Origin of the sequence: Falsiroseomonas sp. HW251, from assembly GCF_050563545.1 — a bacterium.
Classification (GTDB): domain Bacteria; phylum Pseudomonadota; class Alphaproteobacteria; order Acetobacterales; family Acetobacteraceae; genus Falsiroseomonas.
In genome coordinates this window covers 19,248-34,016 of record NZ_JBNXUM010000017.1, presented here as the reverse complement: position 1 = coordinate 34,016, position 14,769 = coordinate 19,248, and the positions used below count along the sequence as shown (strand labels likewise).

Genomic DNA, 14,769 nt, shown 5'->3' with positions numbered 1-14,769 from the left:
AGAGCGTGTTTCCCCCACCGGGCCCCTACACCGCAAGTGCGGAGGAGGGAATGGCTGGTCAGCCGAAACGGACGGCCGCGATCTCATAGACGCGGGAGCCGCCGGGGGCCGGCACCTCGACGCTGTCGCCGACCTTCTTGCCGAGCAGGGCCTTGGCCAGCGGCGAGGAGAGCGAGATCGAGCCGGCCTTCATGTCGGCCTCATACTGGCCGACGATGCGGTAGGTCTTCTCGTCCTCCGTCTCCTCGTCCACCACGGTGACATGCGCGCCGAAGCGCACCTGGTCGCCGGACATCCTGGAGGGGTCGATCACCTCGACGGAGGGGATGATGCCCTCGAGCTCCGCGATGCGGCCCTCGATGAAGGACTGGCGCTCCCGCGCGGCGTGATACTCGGCGTTCTCGGAGAGATCGCCATGCGCGCGCGCTTCCGCGATGGCGCGGATGACAGCCGGGCGTTCCTCGGCCTTGAGCTGGCGCAGTTCCTCCTGGAGGCGATTGAGCCCCTCCGCGGTCATGGGGAACTTCTGCACGTCACGTCCTTCCTTACACGACCCCGCTAGGGCCGAACTGATATCCAAGCACGAAAGATCCGGCGGGGGGGAAACAGATTGGGCGGGGAGGGTTTCCCCTCCGCCGCCCGGAACCGGTCGGCGCCGGCGACAATCCGCCGACTAGAATGAACGCCGAAAATAGGCCTGGAGCGGCGCAACATCAAGTGTGCCGCCCTTCAAGGCCGCGATGGCATGCACCGCCGCCCGGGCACCCGCCATGGTGGTGTAGTGCGGCACCCCGTGGGTCAGCGCGCTGCGGCGGATGTCGAAGCTGTCGGAGACGGACTGCCCGCCGCTGGTCGTGTTGATCACGAGCTGGATGGCGTCCGACTTGATGGCGTCCACGCAATGCGGCCGGCCTTCCGCGACCTTGTTGATCACGGTGCAGTCGAGGCCCGCATCCTTGATGCGCGCCGCCGTCCCCCGCGTCGCGGCCACCTTGAAGCCCATGTCGAGCAGCCGGCGCGCCAGCGTCACCGCGCCCGTCTTGTCGCCGTCCTTCACGGAGATGAAGGCCGTGCCGGCTTCCGGCAGCTTCACCCCCGCGCCGAGCTGGGACTTCAGGAAGGCGCGCTCGAAGGAGCTGTCGAGGCCCATCACCTCCCCGGTGGACTTCATCTCCGGCCCCAGCAGCACGTCCACGCCGGGGAAGCGGTTGAAGGGGAAGACCGCTTCCTTGACTGCGACATGCGGCGCGATGGCGGCATCGTCCAGGTCGAACTCCTTGAGGCTCGCGCCGGCCATGACGCGCGCGCCGATCTTGGCGACGGGCACGCCCGTGGCCTTGGCGACGAAGGGCACGGTGCGGGATGCGCGGGGGTTGACCTCCAGCACATAGACCTCGCCGTCCTTCACGGCGTACTGCACGTTCATCAGTCCCTTGACCTTGAGCGCCTTGGCCATGGCTTCGGTCTCGGCCTTCAGCTCCGTCACCAGCGCGGGCGAGAGGCTGTAGGGCGGCAGCGAGCAAGCAGAATCGCCGGAATGGATGCCGGCTTCCTCGATGTGCTCCATCACCCCCGCGACATAGACCTCGCCCTGCGCGTCGGCGATGCAGTCCACGTCCACCTCGATCGCGTCCACCAGGTACTTGTCCACCAGGATCGGGTTGTCGCCGGAGACCTGCACCGCGACCGCGCCGAAGCGGCGGAGCTGCTCGCGGTCGTAGCAGATCTCCATCGCGCGGCCGCCGAGCACGTAGGACGGGCGCACCACGACGGGATAGCCGATCGCATCCGCGACGCGCTCGGCCTCGTTCAGGTCGCGCGCGGTGCCGTTGGCAGGCTGCTTCAGGCCGAGGCCCTTCAGCAGTTGCTGGAAGCGCTCGCGGTCCTCCGCGATGTCGATGGAATCCGACGACGTGCCGAGGATCGGGATGCCGGCCTTGTGCAGCGCCTGGGACAGCTTCAGCGGGGTCTGGCCGCCATACTGCACGATGCAGCCCAGCACCTCGCCGTTCTCCTGTTCCTTGCGGACGAGCGCGATGACGTCTTCCGCCGTCAGCGGCTCGAAATACAGGCGGTCGGAGGTGTCGTAGTCGGTCGAGACCGTCTCCGGGTTGCAATTGACCATGATGGTCTCGAAGCCGGCCTCGCCCGCGTCCTGTTCCTTGAACGCATAGGCGGCGTGGACGCAGCAATAGTCGAACTCGATGCCCTGGCCGATGCGGTTCGGTCCGCCGCCGAGGATGATGATCTTCTTGCGGCCGGTCGGCCGGGATTCGCAGACCGGCGTGCCGAAGCCGCCTTCGTAGGTCGAGTACATGTAGGGCGTGTCGGAGGCGAACTCGGCAGCGCAGGTGTCGATGCGCTTGTAGACCGGCGTCACGTTCAGCGCCTGGCGCGCGGCCGCGACCTTGGCTTCCGTTGTCTTCGCGAGGGTCGCGAGGCGCCGGTCGCTGAAGCCCAGCGCCTTCAGCGCGCGGAAGGCCGTCGCGGTCCGCGGCAGGCCGTTCGCGATCACACCCTTCTCGGCCTCCACGATGCGGTCGAATTCCCGGATGAACCAGGGATCGAATTTGCTGGCCTGGTGGATCTCCTCGACCGACATCCCCGCGCGCAGCGCCTGCGCCACGACGAGCGCGCGGTCGGGCTTCGGCGTGGCGAGCGCGGTGCGCAGCGCGGTGTGGTCGGTGATGGCGAGGTCGTCGAGGCCCGAGAGGCCGGTCTCGAGGCCCCGCAGCCCTTTCTGGAAGGCCTCGCAGAAGCTCCGACCGATCGCCATGGTCTCGCCGACCGACTTCATGGACGTGGTCAGCGTCGCCGGCGTGCCGGGGAACTTCTCGAAGGTGAAGCGCGGGATCTTCACCACGACGTAGTCGATGGTCGGCTCGAAGCTCGCGGGCGTGACCCTGGTGATGTCGTTGGCGAGTTCGTCGAGCGTGTAGCCCACGGCGAGCTTCGCCGCGACCTTCGCGATCGGGAAGCCCGTCGCCTTCGACGCCAGCGCAGAGGAGCGGGACACGCGGGGGTTCATCTCGATGATGACCATCCGACCGTCCGCGGGGTTGATGCCGAACTGCACGTTCGACCCGCCGGTGTCGACGCCGATCTCGCGCAGGCACGCGATCGAGGCATCGCGCATGCACTGGTATTCCTTGTCGGTCAGCGTCAGCGCCGGGGCGATCGTCACGCTGTCGCCGGTATGCACGCCCATCGGATCGAGGTTCTCGATCGAGCAGATGATGATGCAGTTGTCCGCCCTGTCGCGGACCACCTCCATCTCGAATTCCTTCCAGCCGAGCACGCTCTCCTCGACCAGCACCTCGGTGGTCATGGACGCCGCGAGGCCGGCGGAGACGATCTGCTCGAACTCCTCGCGGTTGTAGGCGATGCCGCCGCCGGTGCCGCCGAGGGTGAAGGAGGGCCGGATCACGCAGGGCAGGCCGACCTGCTCGAGCGCGGCATGGGCTTCGGCCATGCTGTGCGCGATGGCGGAGCGCGGGCTTTCGATGCCGATCTTCGACATCGCGTCGCGGAACTTCAGCCGGTCCTCGGCCTTGTCGATGACCTCGGCCTTGGCGCCGATCAGCTCGCAGCCATACTTCGTCAGCACGCCCGCGGCGTCGAGCTTCAGCGCGGTGTTCAGCGCGGTCTGCCCGCCCATGGTCGGCAGCAGCGCGTCGGGACGTTCCTTCGCGATGATCTTCTCGACGATCTCGGGCGTGATCGGCTCGATGTAGGTCGCGTCCGCCAGGCCGGGGTCGGTCATGATCGTGGCGGGGTTGGAGTTCACCAGGATCACGCGATAGCCCTCGGCGCGCAGCGCCTTGCAGGCCTGGGCGCCGGAATAGTCGAACTCGCAGGCCTGGCCGATGACGATCGGGCCGGCGCCGATGATGAGGATAGACTTGATGTCGGTGCGCTTCGGCATCTCGGTCAGGCTTTCCGGGGAGGGACAAGGAGAAGGAGCAGGAAGGCGGGCAGAAGGATCAGCGCGCCCATGATCAGGGCGCCGGCCATGGCGTCGTCCACCAGGCTCATGCGTTCGAATCCATAGGCGTAAATTGCGCAGACCGCGGCGACGGCGCCGTAGCTGGCCCAGCATACCAGGAAGGGTCGCAGCCAACGCGGCGTGCCGACCATGGGGCGCGTCAGCTGCCAGAACAGGAACAGCGCGATTGGCGTGGCCAGGACGGCGCCGACGGCGCCGCGAAAGAGGGCATCGAGACCGGCCATCAGCGCGGCGCCTCCGACGGGTTGGTCATGACGTCACGGCGTCCAGGCCGAGCATCAGCGCCACCAGCGCCATCGCCATGCCGACCGCGCGCTGCTGCACCACCACGAGCGACGGCCGACGCTTCAGCAGCCCCGCGAAGCGCTCCGCCCCCAGCACGATCGCGGGGTCACAGAGCGTGTTCAGCCCGACATAGAAAATGCCGAGCGCGAGCCCCTGCGTCACCGCATTGCCGTCGCGCGGCATGTCCTGCGACACCGCGGGATGGCCGCCGCCCGGCTTCAGGTAGCCCGAGGCCAGCCACAGCAGCCCGACGGCGCCGGCGAGCCTCACGCCCTCCCACAGATGCGGCATCGCCGTCAGCAGGCTGGCGAGACCGCCCACCAAGACCAGCATCACCAGCAGCAGCCCCGCATGGTGCCGATCAGCGACACGAAGCCGGCATTGTGGCCCTGCGCCATGCTGCGCGACATCAGATAGGCCATGTTCGCGCCCGGCGTGGCCGCCAGCGCCAGGCCGACCAGCGTGAGCACAAGGAAGGTGTGCCACTCCGGCATCTCAGCCCCGGCTCTCGGTCGCGAGCTTGACGGCGAGCAGCGCGAGCGCCGCGCCGAGCAGCCAGCGCTGTGCCGCCATCCATAGCGGCTTGGTCGACAGGAAGCGCGCGGTGCCCGCCGCCCCCCAGACCAGCACCGCATCCCAGGCCGCGCAGACCGCGATCTGGATCGCGCCGAGCGTCGCGGCCTGCAGGAACAGGTGCCCGCGCTCGGGATCGAGGAAGGGCGGCAGCACCGCCATATAGAACAGCGCGACCTTGGGGTTCAGCGCCGCGGTGGCGAAGCCCACGCCGAAGAGGCGCGCGGCGGGTTCGCGTGGCAGCGGCCGCGGCGAGAAGATCGGCTGCCCGCCCGGCCTGACGCATTGCCACGCGAGATACGCCAGGTAGATCGCGCCGCCGATGCGCAGCATGTCCCACGCATAGGGGATCGCAAGCAGCGCCGCGGTGATGCCGGCCGCCGCGCAGAGCATGATGAACAGCGATCCCGCCTGGCACCCCAACAGCGAGATCATGCCGGCCCCCGTCCCCTGCGCCAGCGAGCGCGAGACGAGATAGAGCATGTTCGGCCCTGGCGTGACCGCCAGGCCGAGAGACAGCGCGGCGAAGACCAGCAGCGTGTCGGCGCTGATCATGTCAGCCCTGAGTGGAGTAGCCGCCGTCCACCGGAATTGCGGTCCCGGTGACGAAGGCTGCCGCGTCGGAGGCGAGGAAGGCCGCGATGCCCGCGAAGTCCCTGGGATCGCCCCAGCGCTTCGCCGGCGTGCGCGCCAGCACGCTGTCATGCAGCGTCGGCACGTCGATCCGCGCCTTGCGCGTGAGGTCGGTGTCGATCCAGCCCGGGAGGATGGCGTTCGCCGTGATCCCGTCCGCCGCCCAGGCCGCGGCGAGCGACTTCGTGTACTGCACCACCGCGCCCTTGGACGCCCCATAGGCCGGCGAGAAGGCGACGCCGAAGATGGACAGCATGGAGCCGATGTTGATCACGCGCCCATGCCCCGACGCCTTCAGCGCTGGATGCGCGGCGCGCGTCAGGCGCATCAGCGCGGTCAGGTTGAGGTCGATGACCGTCGCCCATTCCTCGTCGGTCACGATGTCGGGGCGCTTGCGGATGTTGGTGCCCGCATTGTTGACGAGGATATCGAGCCGCCCCGCCAGCGCGAGCACGTCGGCGACAAGCTTCTCGGGCGCGCCGGGCTTGGTCAGGTCGGCCTGGAAGGCGGCCGCAGCTTTGCCGAGCTCCGCGACCGCCGCCGCGTTCTTCGCGGCGTCGCGCCCGGTGACGATCACGCGCGCGCCGCACGCCGCGAGCCCGCGCGCGAGCCCCAGCCCGATGCCGCCATTGCCGCCGGTCACCAGCGCGACGCGGCCGGAGAGGTCGAAGAGTGACATCGCGTTCCCTTCAGCGCGATATGCGCACAAACCGGCTTACTCGCCGAGCTTGGAGATCAGCACAGCCCAATCCTCGTCGCCGAGGGGCGTCGCCGAGAATACGGTGATCGGTTGCAGCGCGAGCACATGGCTGATGTTTGTCTTGCCGGAACTCCTGAGAGTCGGGAGATCCTGCATCGCAGCATCTTTATGAAGCGCCTTACGCGGCGTGCCGAGTGGATGGATGCGGAATGGCAGCACCCACCGTTCGGGCCACACGTCGCTCACGGTTGCATCGAGATCGACAGCCGAGAAAACGACGAATGGTGTCGTCAGGCTTTGATTCTCGACGCAGTAAATGAGCCCAAGCGATCCAACTGGCATGTGCGCCGCCTTTGTCGCACGCTCAGCAGCGTAATTCCCGTCGGCATCAGCTACGGCCCAAAGGCCCGCACCAATGCCCGCCCAGATGTTCGTCCTGTTCTTCGACGCGAAGACGTAGACGTCAGGCATCGCTAAGCCGCCTTTTGCTTCTCGATCAACTCGACGAAGCGGTGAAACAGGTAGTGGCTGTCCGTCGGGCCCGGCGAGGCCTCTGGGTGATACTGCACGCTGAAGGCCGGCAGCGTCGTGCTCGCGATGCCCTCGTTGGTGCCGTCGAAGAGGCTGCGATGCGTGACCCGCACGCCCTCGGGCAGCGTTTCCTCGTCCACCGCGAAGCCGTGGTTCTGGGACGTGATCTCGACCTTGCCGGTCGTCAGGTCCTTCACCGGCTGGTTCGCGCCGCGATGCCCTCGGTCGAGCTTGAAGGTCCGCGCCCCAAGCGACAGCGCCAGCAGCTGGTGGCCGAGGCAGATGCCGAAGACCGGCACGCCCGACTTCAGCACGGCCTGGATCGCCGGCACGGCATAGCTGCCCGTCGCCGCGGGATCGCCGGGGCCGTTCGACAGGAACACGCCGTCGGGCTTGTGGCGCAGGATGTCCTCGGCGGTGGCGGTCGCCGGCACTACCGTGACGTCGCAGCCCGCTGCGGACAGGCAGCGCAGGATGTTGCGCTTGGCGCCGTAATCCACCGCGACAACCTTGTGCTTCGGCGTGGCCTGGGTGCCGTAGCCCCTGCCGATCTCCCAGGTTGTCTCGTTCCAGTCATAGGTCTGACGGGTCGTGACCTCCTTGGCGAGGTCCATGCCTTCCAGCCCCGGCCAGTCACGCGCCTGTGCGACGAGCGCGGCGATGTCGAACTTCCCGTCCGCCGGGAAGCTCAGCACGCCGGTCGGCGCGCCGCCGTCGCGGATGCGGGCGGTCAGCGCGCGGGTGTCCACGCCGGCTATTCCCGGCACGCCATGCGACTTCAGCCAGTCGTTGAGGTGCCGCGTCGCCCGCCAGTTGGAGGGTTCGGTCACGTCCTGCTTGACGATCAGGCCGCGGGCGACGGGCGTCGTCGCCTCGATGTCCTCGGCGTTGGCGCCGACATTGCCGATATGGGGGAAGGTGAAGCAGATGGTCTGGCCGGCATAGGACGGGTCTGTCAGCACCTCCTGGTAGCCGGTCATGGAGGTGTTGAAGCAGATCTCGGCGACCGTCGTGCCCGTCGCGCCGAAGCCGCGCCCCCAGAACACCGCGCCGTCGGCAAGGACGAGGGCGGCTGTCGCGCCCTCCGGGATGGCCGAGTCGGTCACGAGGGTCTCCATCCGCTTGGGCTTGGGCAGGTCGTCAAGGGCAAGGCCGGTGGCGGCGATCACCTCGGGCCAGTGCTTGGCGGGAATGGCCTTGGCCTGGCGCCATTTCCGCACGGCCTCGGTGCCGATGCCGAGACGGGTCGCGGCGGCCTCGGGCCCACCTAGCAGGGCGACGATGTCCTCGACGGTGCGCATGGCGAGGTTATGTGGGAAGTTTCTTCCCAAGTCCAGCGCGGCACCGCGCTGGGAATGGAATTCCCCTAGCGCAAGAAAAAGCCCCGGCGGGAGATCCCGCCGGGGCCGGTCGTCCCGAGCTTTCGCCGGGATCAGTCGCTGTTCTGGCGCACGCCCATGAACTGCAGCATGAACTGGAAGAGGTTGATGAAGTTCAGGTAGAGGCCCAGCGCGTCGAACACGCTGCGCTTGCCTGCCAGTTCCGTGCCCTCGGCATAGGCATACTCGATGTAGTCCGCCTTGATGCGCTGGGTGTCATAGGCCGTCAGGCCGACGAAGATCACCACGCCCATCACCGAGATCGCGAACTGCAGCGCCGAGCTGCCGATGAAGATGTTCACGATGCTGGCCAGCATGATGCCGATCAGGCCCATCATCATGAAGGTACCCATCCGCGTCAGGTCGGCCTTCGTGGTGTAGCCGTAGAGCGACGTCGCGCCGAACATCGCCGCGGTGATGAAGAAGGTCGAGGCGATCGAGGTCGCGGTGTAGATCGCGAAGATGTTCGCCATCGAGGCGCCCATCACCGCGCAGAACGCCCAGAACAGCGCCTGCGCCGTCGTCTTGCTCATCCGGTTGATGCCGAAGCTCAGCACCAGGATGAAGACGAGCGGGGCGAACATCGCGACCCAGCCCAGGATGGTCGGCGACACGGCATTGCCGCGCGGCGTGCGGACCACCTGGTAGAACAGCTCGGCCGCGCCGGTGTTCGCGATCAGGTAGGCCACGATGCCGGTCAGCAGCAGGCCGGAGGCCATCCAGTTGTAGACGCGCAGCATATAGGCGCGCAGGCCCTCATCGAGCTGCGCAGCGTCCACGGCCGCGGACCGCCCGAAGGGCTGGGCCCAGGCCGAGCCGCTCTGCTGGAAGCGGTTGTCGGGACCGAAAGCCATGGTGACAAGTTCTCCCGGCGGGACAGGGGTGAGAGGGCCGTCCCGGCGTGCGCATCATATGGAGTTTTCGTAATCCAGATCAACCCGGAAGCTGTGCGCGTGAAGGTGGCTGTAAGGTCTGGACCCCGTGAACTTCCCGTCAGGCGGCACCCTGGACCCAATAGCCCTGGTGCGGCGTCGCGCCCTCGGCTTCCAGGCAGGGGCCGACGACCTCGACCTTCTCGGCCGCGCTGTCCAGCACGGCGCTGCAGGACAGCGACAGGCCGGCGGTGTGGGGCTGGGCGTTCCTCAGGTGCAGGATCGCCGCGGCCGAGAGGCCGTAAACGACCCGCCCGACGCCGGTGTAGAAGATCGCCGCCGAGCACATGGCGCAGGGCTCGCCCGAGGAATAGATCGTCGCGCGGCGGAGAGACTCGCGCGGGACCTTGGCCGCGATCACGGCCTGGCAGGCATTCATCTCGGAATGCGCCAGCGTCCCGCCGCCGCCTGTACCCTGGGTGGAGAGGCCCTCGGCCAGGATCGTCCCGTCGTCAGCCACGATGACCGCTGAGAAGGGCCGGTCGCCCCGCTCCCGCGCCTTCATCGCAAGGGCGAAGGCGTGCCGCAGGCGGGCGGCGTCGGTGTCGTTCAGCGCGTCTTCCATGAAGGAATGGAACCCCGCCCTCACTCGTTCCGCAACAGCGGCGCCGGCCGGACCCGCAGCGCCAGCGCCGTGCCGACATAGCCGAAGCCGAGAGTCAGCAGAACGCAGCCCGCGACGACGAGCGCGAGCGTCCCGGGCAGGAACACCCACTCGCCCTGCATGACGAAGCGCACCACGGCCCAGGACGCCGCCGATCCCGCCGCCGCGGCCAGCAGCCCCGCCACCAGCCCGAGCAGCCCGAACTCGACCAGCCAGGCCGCGCGGATCTGCGATCGCGTTGCCCCCACCGTCTTCAGCACCACGGCATCCCGCACCCGCCGCCGCTGCCCCGCCGCCACCGCGCCGGCCAGCACCAGCATTCCCGCGAGCAGCGTGATCGAGGAGGTCGCCTGCAGCGCGACCCCGACGCGGGAGAGGAGGTTCGTCACCGCCTCGATCGCGTCGCGCACCCGGATGCCCGACACGTTCGGGAAGGCGTCGGTCAGCGCGCGCAGCACGCCGGTTTCGGCGGCGGGCGTGCTGCGGATCGTCGCGATATGCGTGTGCGGCGCGGCCTCCAGCAGCCCGGGCGAGGCCACCATGACGTAGTTGATCCCGAGGCCCCGCCACTGGATCTCCCGCAGGCTCGCCACCTTCAGGTCGATGTCGCGCCCGAGCACGTTGACCGTCACGACAGAGCCGATCCGCATGCCCCATCCCCGCGCGATGGCGGCATCGAAGGAGACCAGCGGCGGGCCGTCATAGTCGGCCGGCCACCACACGCCCTCGACCAGCCTCGTGCCTTCGGGCGGCACGGCGGCATAGGTCAGGCCGCGGTCGCCGCGCAGGGCCCAGCGGCTGTCCTCGGTCGCGACCACCTGCTCGGCGGGCACGCCGTCCACGGCGACGACGCGGGCGCGCAGGCTCGGCACGCGCTTGAGTTCCTCGACGCCCTGCTGCGCCAGCGCCAGACGGTCGAAGTCGCGCGCCTGCTCGTTCTGGATGTCGATGAAGAAGAAGCTGGGTGCGGCGCGCGGCAGCTGGTCGGCCAGCTGGCGCCGCAGATTGCCCTCGATCGTCGCGACGGCCGCCAGCGTGGTCAGCCCGATGCCGAGCGCGACGAGCATGGTCGGCGTCGGCGCGCCGGGGCGGTAGAGGTTGGCCAGCCCGAGCCGCCAGGCCGGCCGGCGGATGTGGCGGAAGCGCCGCGCCGTGCGCATCAACGCGCTCGCCCCCAGCCGGAACAGCAGCAGCGTCAGCGCCGCGCCGGCGACGAAGCCCAGCGCGAAGCGCGGCTGCTCGGCGTTGCCGACGACCAGCAGGACCAGCGCCAGCGCCGCAATGGCGGTCCAGCGGATGATGCGCGCGGAAGGCCGGCCTGGCGTCGCCGTCACGGTGTCGCGGAACAGCGCCGCGCCGGGTATGCGCTGCGCCCGCCCTAGCGGCCAGAGCGCGAAGGCGAGCGCCGTCAGCAGCCCATAGAGCGCGGCCAGCCCGAGTTCGCGGGGATAGAGCCCCATCCGCGGCGGCACCGGCAGCGCGCCGGCCAGCGCCTGCGCCGCGAGCCAGGTCAGCCCGATCCCCGCCAGCAGCCCGATCGCGATCCCCGCCGCGGCGAGCACCAGCACCTGGATCAGGTAGGTCGCCAGGATCGTGCCGCCCGGCGCGCCGAGGCAGCGCAGCGTCGCGATGGTGCGCGCCCGCGCCTCGAGCCAGGCGCGCACGCCGGTGGCGACGCCGATCCCGCCGACCAGCAGCGCCGTCAGCCCCGCCAGCGTCAGGAAGGACGCCGCGCGGTCGAGGAAGCGGTTCACCCCGGGCTCGGCCTGGCCGGCATGGCGCACGCGCCAGCCGCCATCGCCGACCGCGGATCGCCAGGCCTCGCCGAAGCGCGGCGCGTCGGTGCCGGGGGGCAGGCGCGCGCGGATGTCGTAGTTCACCAGGCTGCCGGGCTGGATGAGGTTCGTCGCCGGGATGGCGTCGGCCAGGACCAGGGCGCGCGGGCCGAGCACGGTCGGGCTCGCGATACGGTCGGGCTCGGTCACGATGACGCCGGCGAGCGTGAGAGAGGCGTCGCCAATGCGGACCGCGTCGCCCGGCCGCAGGTGCAGCCGCTCCACCAGCGAGGCTTCCAGCGCGACCGAGCGCGGCGTCAGCCGCGCCGTGTCGGGCGCGAGGACCAGCTCGCCATAGAGGGGGTAGGCGCCGTCCACCGCCTTGAGCTCGACCAGGGAGCGTTCCCCCGACGGCGCGACGGCCATGGCGCGCATCTCGATCACGCGGGACAGAACGGCGCCGCGCGACGCCGCCCAATCCGCAGCCTCCTGCGGCATGGGGCGCTGGGAGGTCCGGACTTCGACATCGCCGCCGAGCAGCCGCGCGCCATCGGCCGCCATCCCGGCCTCGGTGGCCGCGCGCAGCGTGCCGACGGCCGCGATTGCCGCGACGCCGAGGGCGAGACAGGCGAGGACGATGCGGAGCGATTTCAGGCCGCCGCGCAACTCGCGGCGGGCGAGACGCCAGCCTTGCAGGAGGTGGGTCATGGGAGGATCGAGCCCTCCCCCTCACCTTCTTTTCCCCTCCCCCTCAAGGAGGGGGAGGCAGGGTGGGGGTGGGTCAACATTCTTGAACTGACAGGAAACGCGGCAGCCCGGAATCGGAGAACGTGAGAATGGAGACCCACCCCCACCCAGCCCTCCCCCGCCCTGCGGGGGAGGGAAAAGAAAGGGGCGGGGGAGGTCGCGATCACACAGCCACCCATCACTCCGCCGCCATCCGGATCGCCGCCGTGTCGCTGACGATCCGCCCGTCCTCGATCTTCACCTGCCGCCCGCAGCGCTCTGCCAGCAACGGGTCATGCGTGATCAGCAGCAGCGTCGTGCCCATCCGCGTGCGCAGCCCGAACAGCAGGTCCATGACCGCCGCCCCCGTCGCGCGGTCCAGGTTCCCCGTCGGCTCGTCCGCCAGGATCACGCGGGGCTCCGCCACCACGGCCCGGGCCAGCGCGACGCGCTGCTGCTCGCCGCCCGAGAGTTGGCCGGGGTAGTGCTCCAGCCGATGCCCCAGCCCGACCTCCCTCAGCGCCGCCGCCGCGCGGTCGAACGCATCCCGCCGTCCCGCGAACTCCAGCGGCACCGCGACATTCTCCAGCGCCGTCATCGTCGGGACCAGGTGGAAGGCCTGGAAGACGATCCCAATGTTGTCGCGGCGAAACCGGGCCAGCCTGTCCTCGTCCATTGCGCCGAGATCCTGGCCCGCCACCACCAGGCGTCCGCCGGTCGGCTTCTCCAGCCCGGCCAGCAGCATCAGGAGCGAGGTCTTGCCCGAACCCGACGGCCCGACGATGCCCACCGCCTCCCCGGCGGCGACCGACAGGTCGACCCCGCGCAGCACCTGCACCGGGCCCGATGCCGCGACGGCGGTGAAGACAAGCGCCTCGGCGGCGATCAGGGGTGCTGTCACTGACTGTTCTTCCATCGGCGGTTCCGCCCGATATGGTCGCCGCGCTGCGCTGCAAAAGGCCGCGGCCGGTGTCGCAATGTTGCTGGCAACCAGTGTCGTTCCCGGCGCCGCCCATGCCCAGGCCACCCAGGGCGGGGAGATCCGCCTGTTGATGCTGGGGGATTCCATCACCGCCGGCTACGGCCTGGCGCGCAACGAGGGCCCGCCCGCCCGCATCCAGGCTCTGCTGCGGGAGCGCGGGCGCAACGTGCGGGTGCTCGACGCCGGCGTCTCCGGCGACACCTCGGCCGGCGGCCGCGCGCGCATCCAATGGGCGCTGGCCGACCGTCCGCAGGCCGCGATCGTCGCCCTCGGCGGCAATGACGGGCTGCGGGGCCTGACCCCGGCCCAGATGAAGGCGAACCTCGAGGCGATCCTGGATGCGCTGAAGGCCCGCGGCATCCCGACGCTGCTGGCCGGCATGATCGCGCCGCCCAATCTCGGCCGCGACTACGGCCAGGAGTTCTTCGCGGTGTTCGAGACGCTGCACCGCGAGCGTCCCGACCTGGTCTTCTACCCCTTCCTTCTCGACGGGGTGGCCGGCGACTCCGCGCTGAACCAGGCAGACCGCATCCACCCCACCGCCCAGGGCGCCGACCTCATCGCCCGCCGGATGCTGCCTTTCATCGAAACCCTGCTGGACCGGGTGCGCGTTTCGGCGGCAGGCTGAACCCGCTCGATTCGTGCGGAGGGCTCCATGCTGCGTCTCTTCGTCGCCCTCTCCCTGCCCGCCGAAGTGAAGTCCCAGCTCGCCGCGCTCGCCGGCGGCATCCCCGGCGCGAAATGGGTCCCGCCCGAGAACTACCACCTCACGCTGCGCTTCATCGGCGAGATCGAGGCCTGGCAGGCGGAGGAGGTGGACCATGCGCTCGCCGCCATCCGCGCGCCCCGCTTCGACCTGGCGCTGGCCGGCATCGGCACCTTCGAGAAGGCCGGGCGCATCCAGTCCCTCCATGTCCCCGCAGAGCCGTCCGAGGCGCTCGGCCGCCTGCAGCGCAAGGTCGAGACCGCCCTGCAGCGCGTCGGCCTCGAGCCCGAGCGCAAGCGCTTCGCCCCGCACGTCACCCTCGCCCGCACCGACAAGGCCGAGACCTTCAAGCTCGTCTCCTTCCTCCAGGCCCACGCCCTGTTCCGGCCGCCGCCGGTCGCGATCGAGCATTTCACCCTCTTCTCCTCCCGCCTCGGCAAGGAAGCCGCGCATTACATCCCCGAGGTCGAATACGAGCTTGCGTGAGCAAGCTTCCCGCGTGGCAGGCCTGGTGGTAACGATGCGCCCGTGGTGCGCCGCCGTCCCGTCCTGACGAGCCTGCTGGCCGCCCTGCTGCTGCTGCAGTGGGGCACGGCCTTCGCGCATTGTCTCCAGTTGGGCCTGAAGCTCGCGCCCGCCGAGGCCTTCGCGCTCGAGATCTGCACGCCCGACGGCATCCACCGCGTCGTCCTCGAGGACGAAGGCGGAGAGCGGAAGGCGCTGCCCGCCGCGGTCTGCCCGGCCTGCCTGGGCCCGGCGGCCTTCGCGCTGCCCCCGCCGCCCGTCGCGCTCGCCGCGCCGGTCCAGCTTGCGCAGTCGGCCGACCCGCCGCCCGCGCCGCCTTCGTCGCCGCGCCCGGCGCCGACGCCGCACTGCCAGCCCAGGGCCCCGCCGACGACCTGATCCGCCTGTCTGCACTACGGATCGAGGAGTCGAA

General features: G+C 69.9%; 16 protein-coding genes. 3 read left to right on the top strand and 13 right to left on the bottom strand.

Translation table 11 applies throughout. From position 1 onward, the window contains the following. Positions 1-58 precede the first annotated feature (58 nt). The 13 genes from greA to ACLF3M_RS20140 form a co-directional block, all read right to left on the bottom strand. On the bottom strand, positions 59-532 hold the full coding sequence (gene greA, locus ACLF3M_RS20200; RefSeq protein ID WP_430658779.1) for a transcription elongation factor GreA: 474 nt from the start codon (positions 530-532) through the stop codon (positions 59-61). Between the two features lie 141 nt (positions 533-673). Further along, a complete protein-coding gene (gene carB / locus ACLF3M_RS20195; protein WP_430658778.1) occupies positions 674-3,925 on the bottom strand; it encodes a carbamoyl-phosphate synthase large subunit in 3,252 nt (1,083 codons plus the stop codon). A 5-nt stretch (positions 3,926-3,930) separates the two neighbouring features. Further along, on the bottom strand, positions 3,931-4,230 hold the full coding sequence (locus tag ACLF3M_RS20190; protein WP_430658777.1) for a hypothetical protein: 300 nt from the start codon (positions 4,228-4,230) through the stop codon (positions 3,931-3,933). A 25-nt stretch (positions 4,231-4,255) separates the two neighbouring features. Next, the gene (locus tag ACLF3M_RS20185; RefSeq protein WP_430658776.1) at positions 4,256-4,624 is read right to left on the bottom strand and encodes a hypothetical protein; all 369 of its coding nucleotides are present in this window, start codon (positions 4,622-4,624) and stop codon (positions 4,256-4,258) included. After that, the gene (locus tag ACLF3M_RS20180; protein ID WP_430658775.1) at positions 4,624-4,785 is read right to left on the bottom strand and encodes a hypothetical protein; all 162 of its coding nucleotides are present in this window, start codon (positions 4,783-4,785) and stop codon (positions 4,624-4,626) included. Before ACLF3M_RS20180 ends, ACLF3M_RS20185 begins: the two co-directional genes overlap by 1 nt. Before the next feature lies 1 nt (position 4,786). Continuing rightward, a complete protein-coding gene (locus ACLF3M_RS20175) occupies positions 4,787-5,419 on the bottom strand; it encodes a LysE family translocator (protein WP_430658774.1) in 633 nt (210 codons plus the stop codon). A gap of 1 nt (position 5,420) precedes the next feature. Further along, a complete protein-coding gene (locus tag ACLF3M_RS20170) occupies positions 5,421-6,176 on the bottom strand; it encodes an SDR family NAD(P)-dependent oxidoreductase (RefSeq protein ID WP_430658773.1) in 756 nt (251 codons plus the stop codon). A 36-nt stretch (positions 6,177-6,212) separates the two neighbouring features. Next, positions 6,213-6,668: a hypothetical protein gene (locus ACLF3M_RS20165; protein WP_430658772.1), complete on the bottom strand. Its 456-nt coding sequence runs from the start codon at positions 6,666-6,668 to the stop codon at positions 6,213-6,215. A gap of 2 nt (positions 6,669-6,670) precedes the next feature. After that, positions 6,671-8,029 carry a glutamine-hydrolyzing carbamoyl-phosphate synthase small subunit gene (gene carA, locus ACLF3M_RS20160; protein WP_430658771.1) on the bottom strand — a complete coding sequence of 453 codons (1,359 nt, stop codon included), beginning with the start codon at positions 8,027-8,029 and terminating at the stop codon, positions 6,671-6,673. 131 nt (positions 8,030-8,160) lie between these two features. Next, a complete protein-coding gene (locus tag ACLF3M_RS20155; protein WP_430658770.1) occupies positions 8,161-8,961 on the bottom strand; it encodes a Bax inhibitor-1/YccA family protein in 801 nt (266 codons plus the stop codon). A gap of 139 nt (positions 8,962-9,100) precedes the next feature. Continuing rightward, a complete protein-coding gene (locus ACLF3M_RS20150) occupies positions 9,101-9,604 on the bottom strand; it encodes a nucleoside deaminase (RefSeq protein ID WP_430658769.1) in 504 nt (167 codons plus the stop codon). Between the two features lie 20 nt (positions 9,605-9,624). After that, positions 9,625-12,126: an ABC transporter permease gene (locus tag ACLF3M_RS20145; RefSeq protein ID WP_430658768.1), complete on the bottom strand. Its 2,502-nt coding sequence runs from the start codon at positions 12,124-12,126 to the stop codon at positions 9,625-9,627. A 217-nt stretch (positions 12,127-12,343) separates the two neighbouring features. After that, positions 12,344-13,060 carry an ABC transporter ATP-binding protein gene (locus tag ACLF3M_RS20140; RefSeq protein WP_430658767.1) on the bottom strand — a complete coding sequence of 239 codons (717 nt, stop codon included), beginning with the start codon at positions 13,058-13,060 and terminating at the stop codon, positions 12,344-12,346. Positions 13,061-13,121: 61 nt separating this feature from the next. Between ACLF3M_RS20140 and ACLF3M_RS20135 the strand changes: the two genes are divergently transcribed. Genes ACLF3M_RS20135 through ACLF3M_RS20125 form a run of 3 tightly spaced genes read left to right on the top strand, consistent with a single transcriptional unit; the run spans position 13,122 to position 14,735 of the window. Beyond that, positions 13,122-13,754, top strand: a complete 633-nt coding sequence (locus tag ACLF3M_RS20135; RefSeq protein ID WP_430658766.1) for an arylesterase — start codon at positions 13,122-13,124, stop codon at positions 13,752-13,754. A gap of 27 nt (positions 13,755-13,781) precedes the next feature. Beyond that, positions 13,782-14,318: an RNA 2',3'-cyclic phosphodiesterase gene (gene thpR, locus ACLF3M_RS20130; protein WP_430658765.1), complete on the top strand. Its 537-nt coding sequence runs from the start codon at positions 13,782-13,784 to the stop codon at positions 14,316-14,318. Positions 14,319-14,363: 45 nt separating this feature from the next. Continuing rightward, positions 14,364-14,735, top strand: a complete 372-nt coding sequence (locus tag ACLF3M_RS20125) for a hypothetical protein (RefSeq protein WP_430658764.1) — start codon at positions 14,364-14,366, stop codon at positions 14,733-14,735. Positions 14,736-14,769 lie beyond the last annotated feature (34 nt).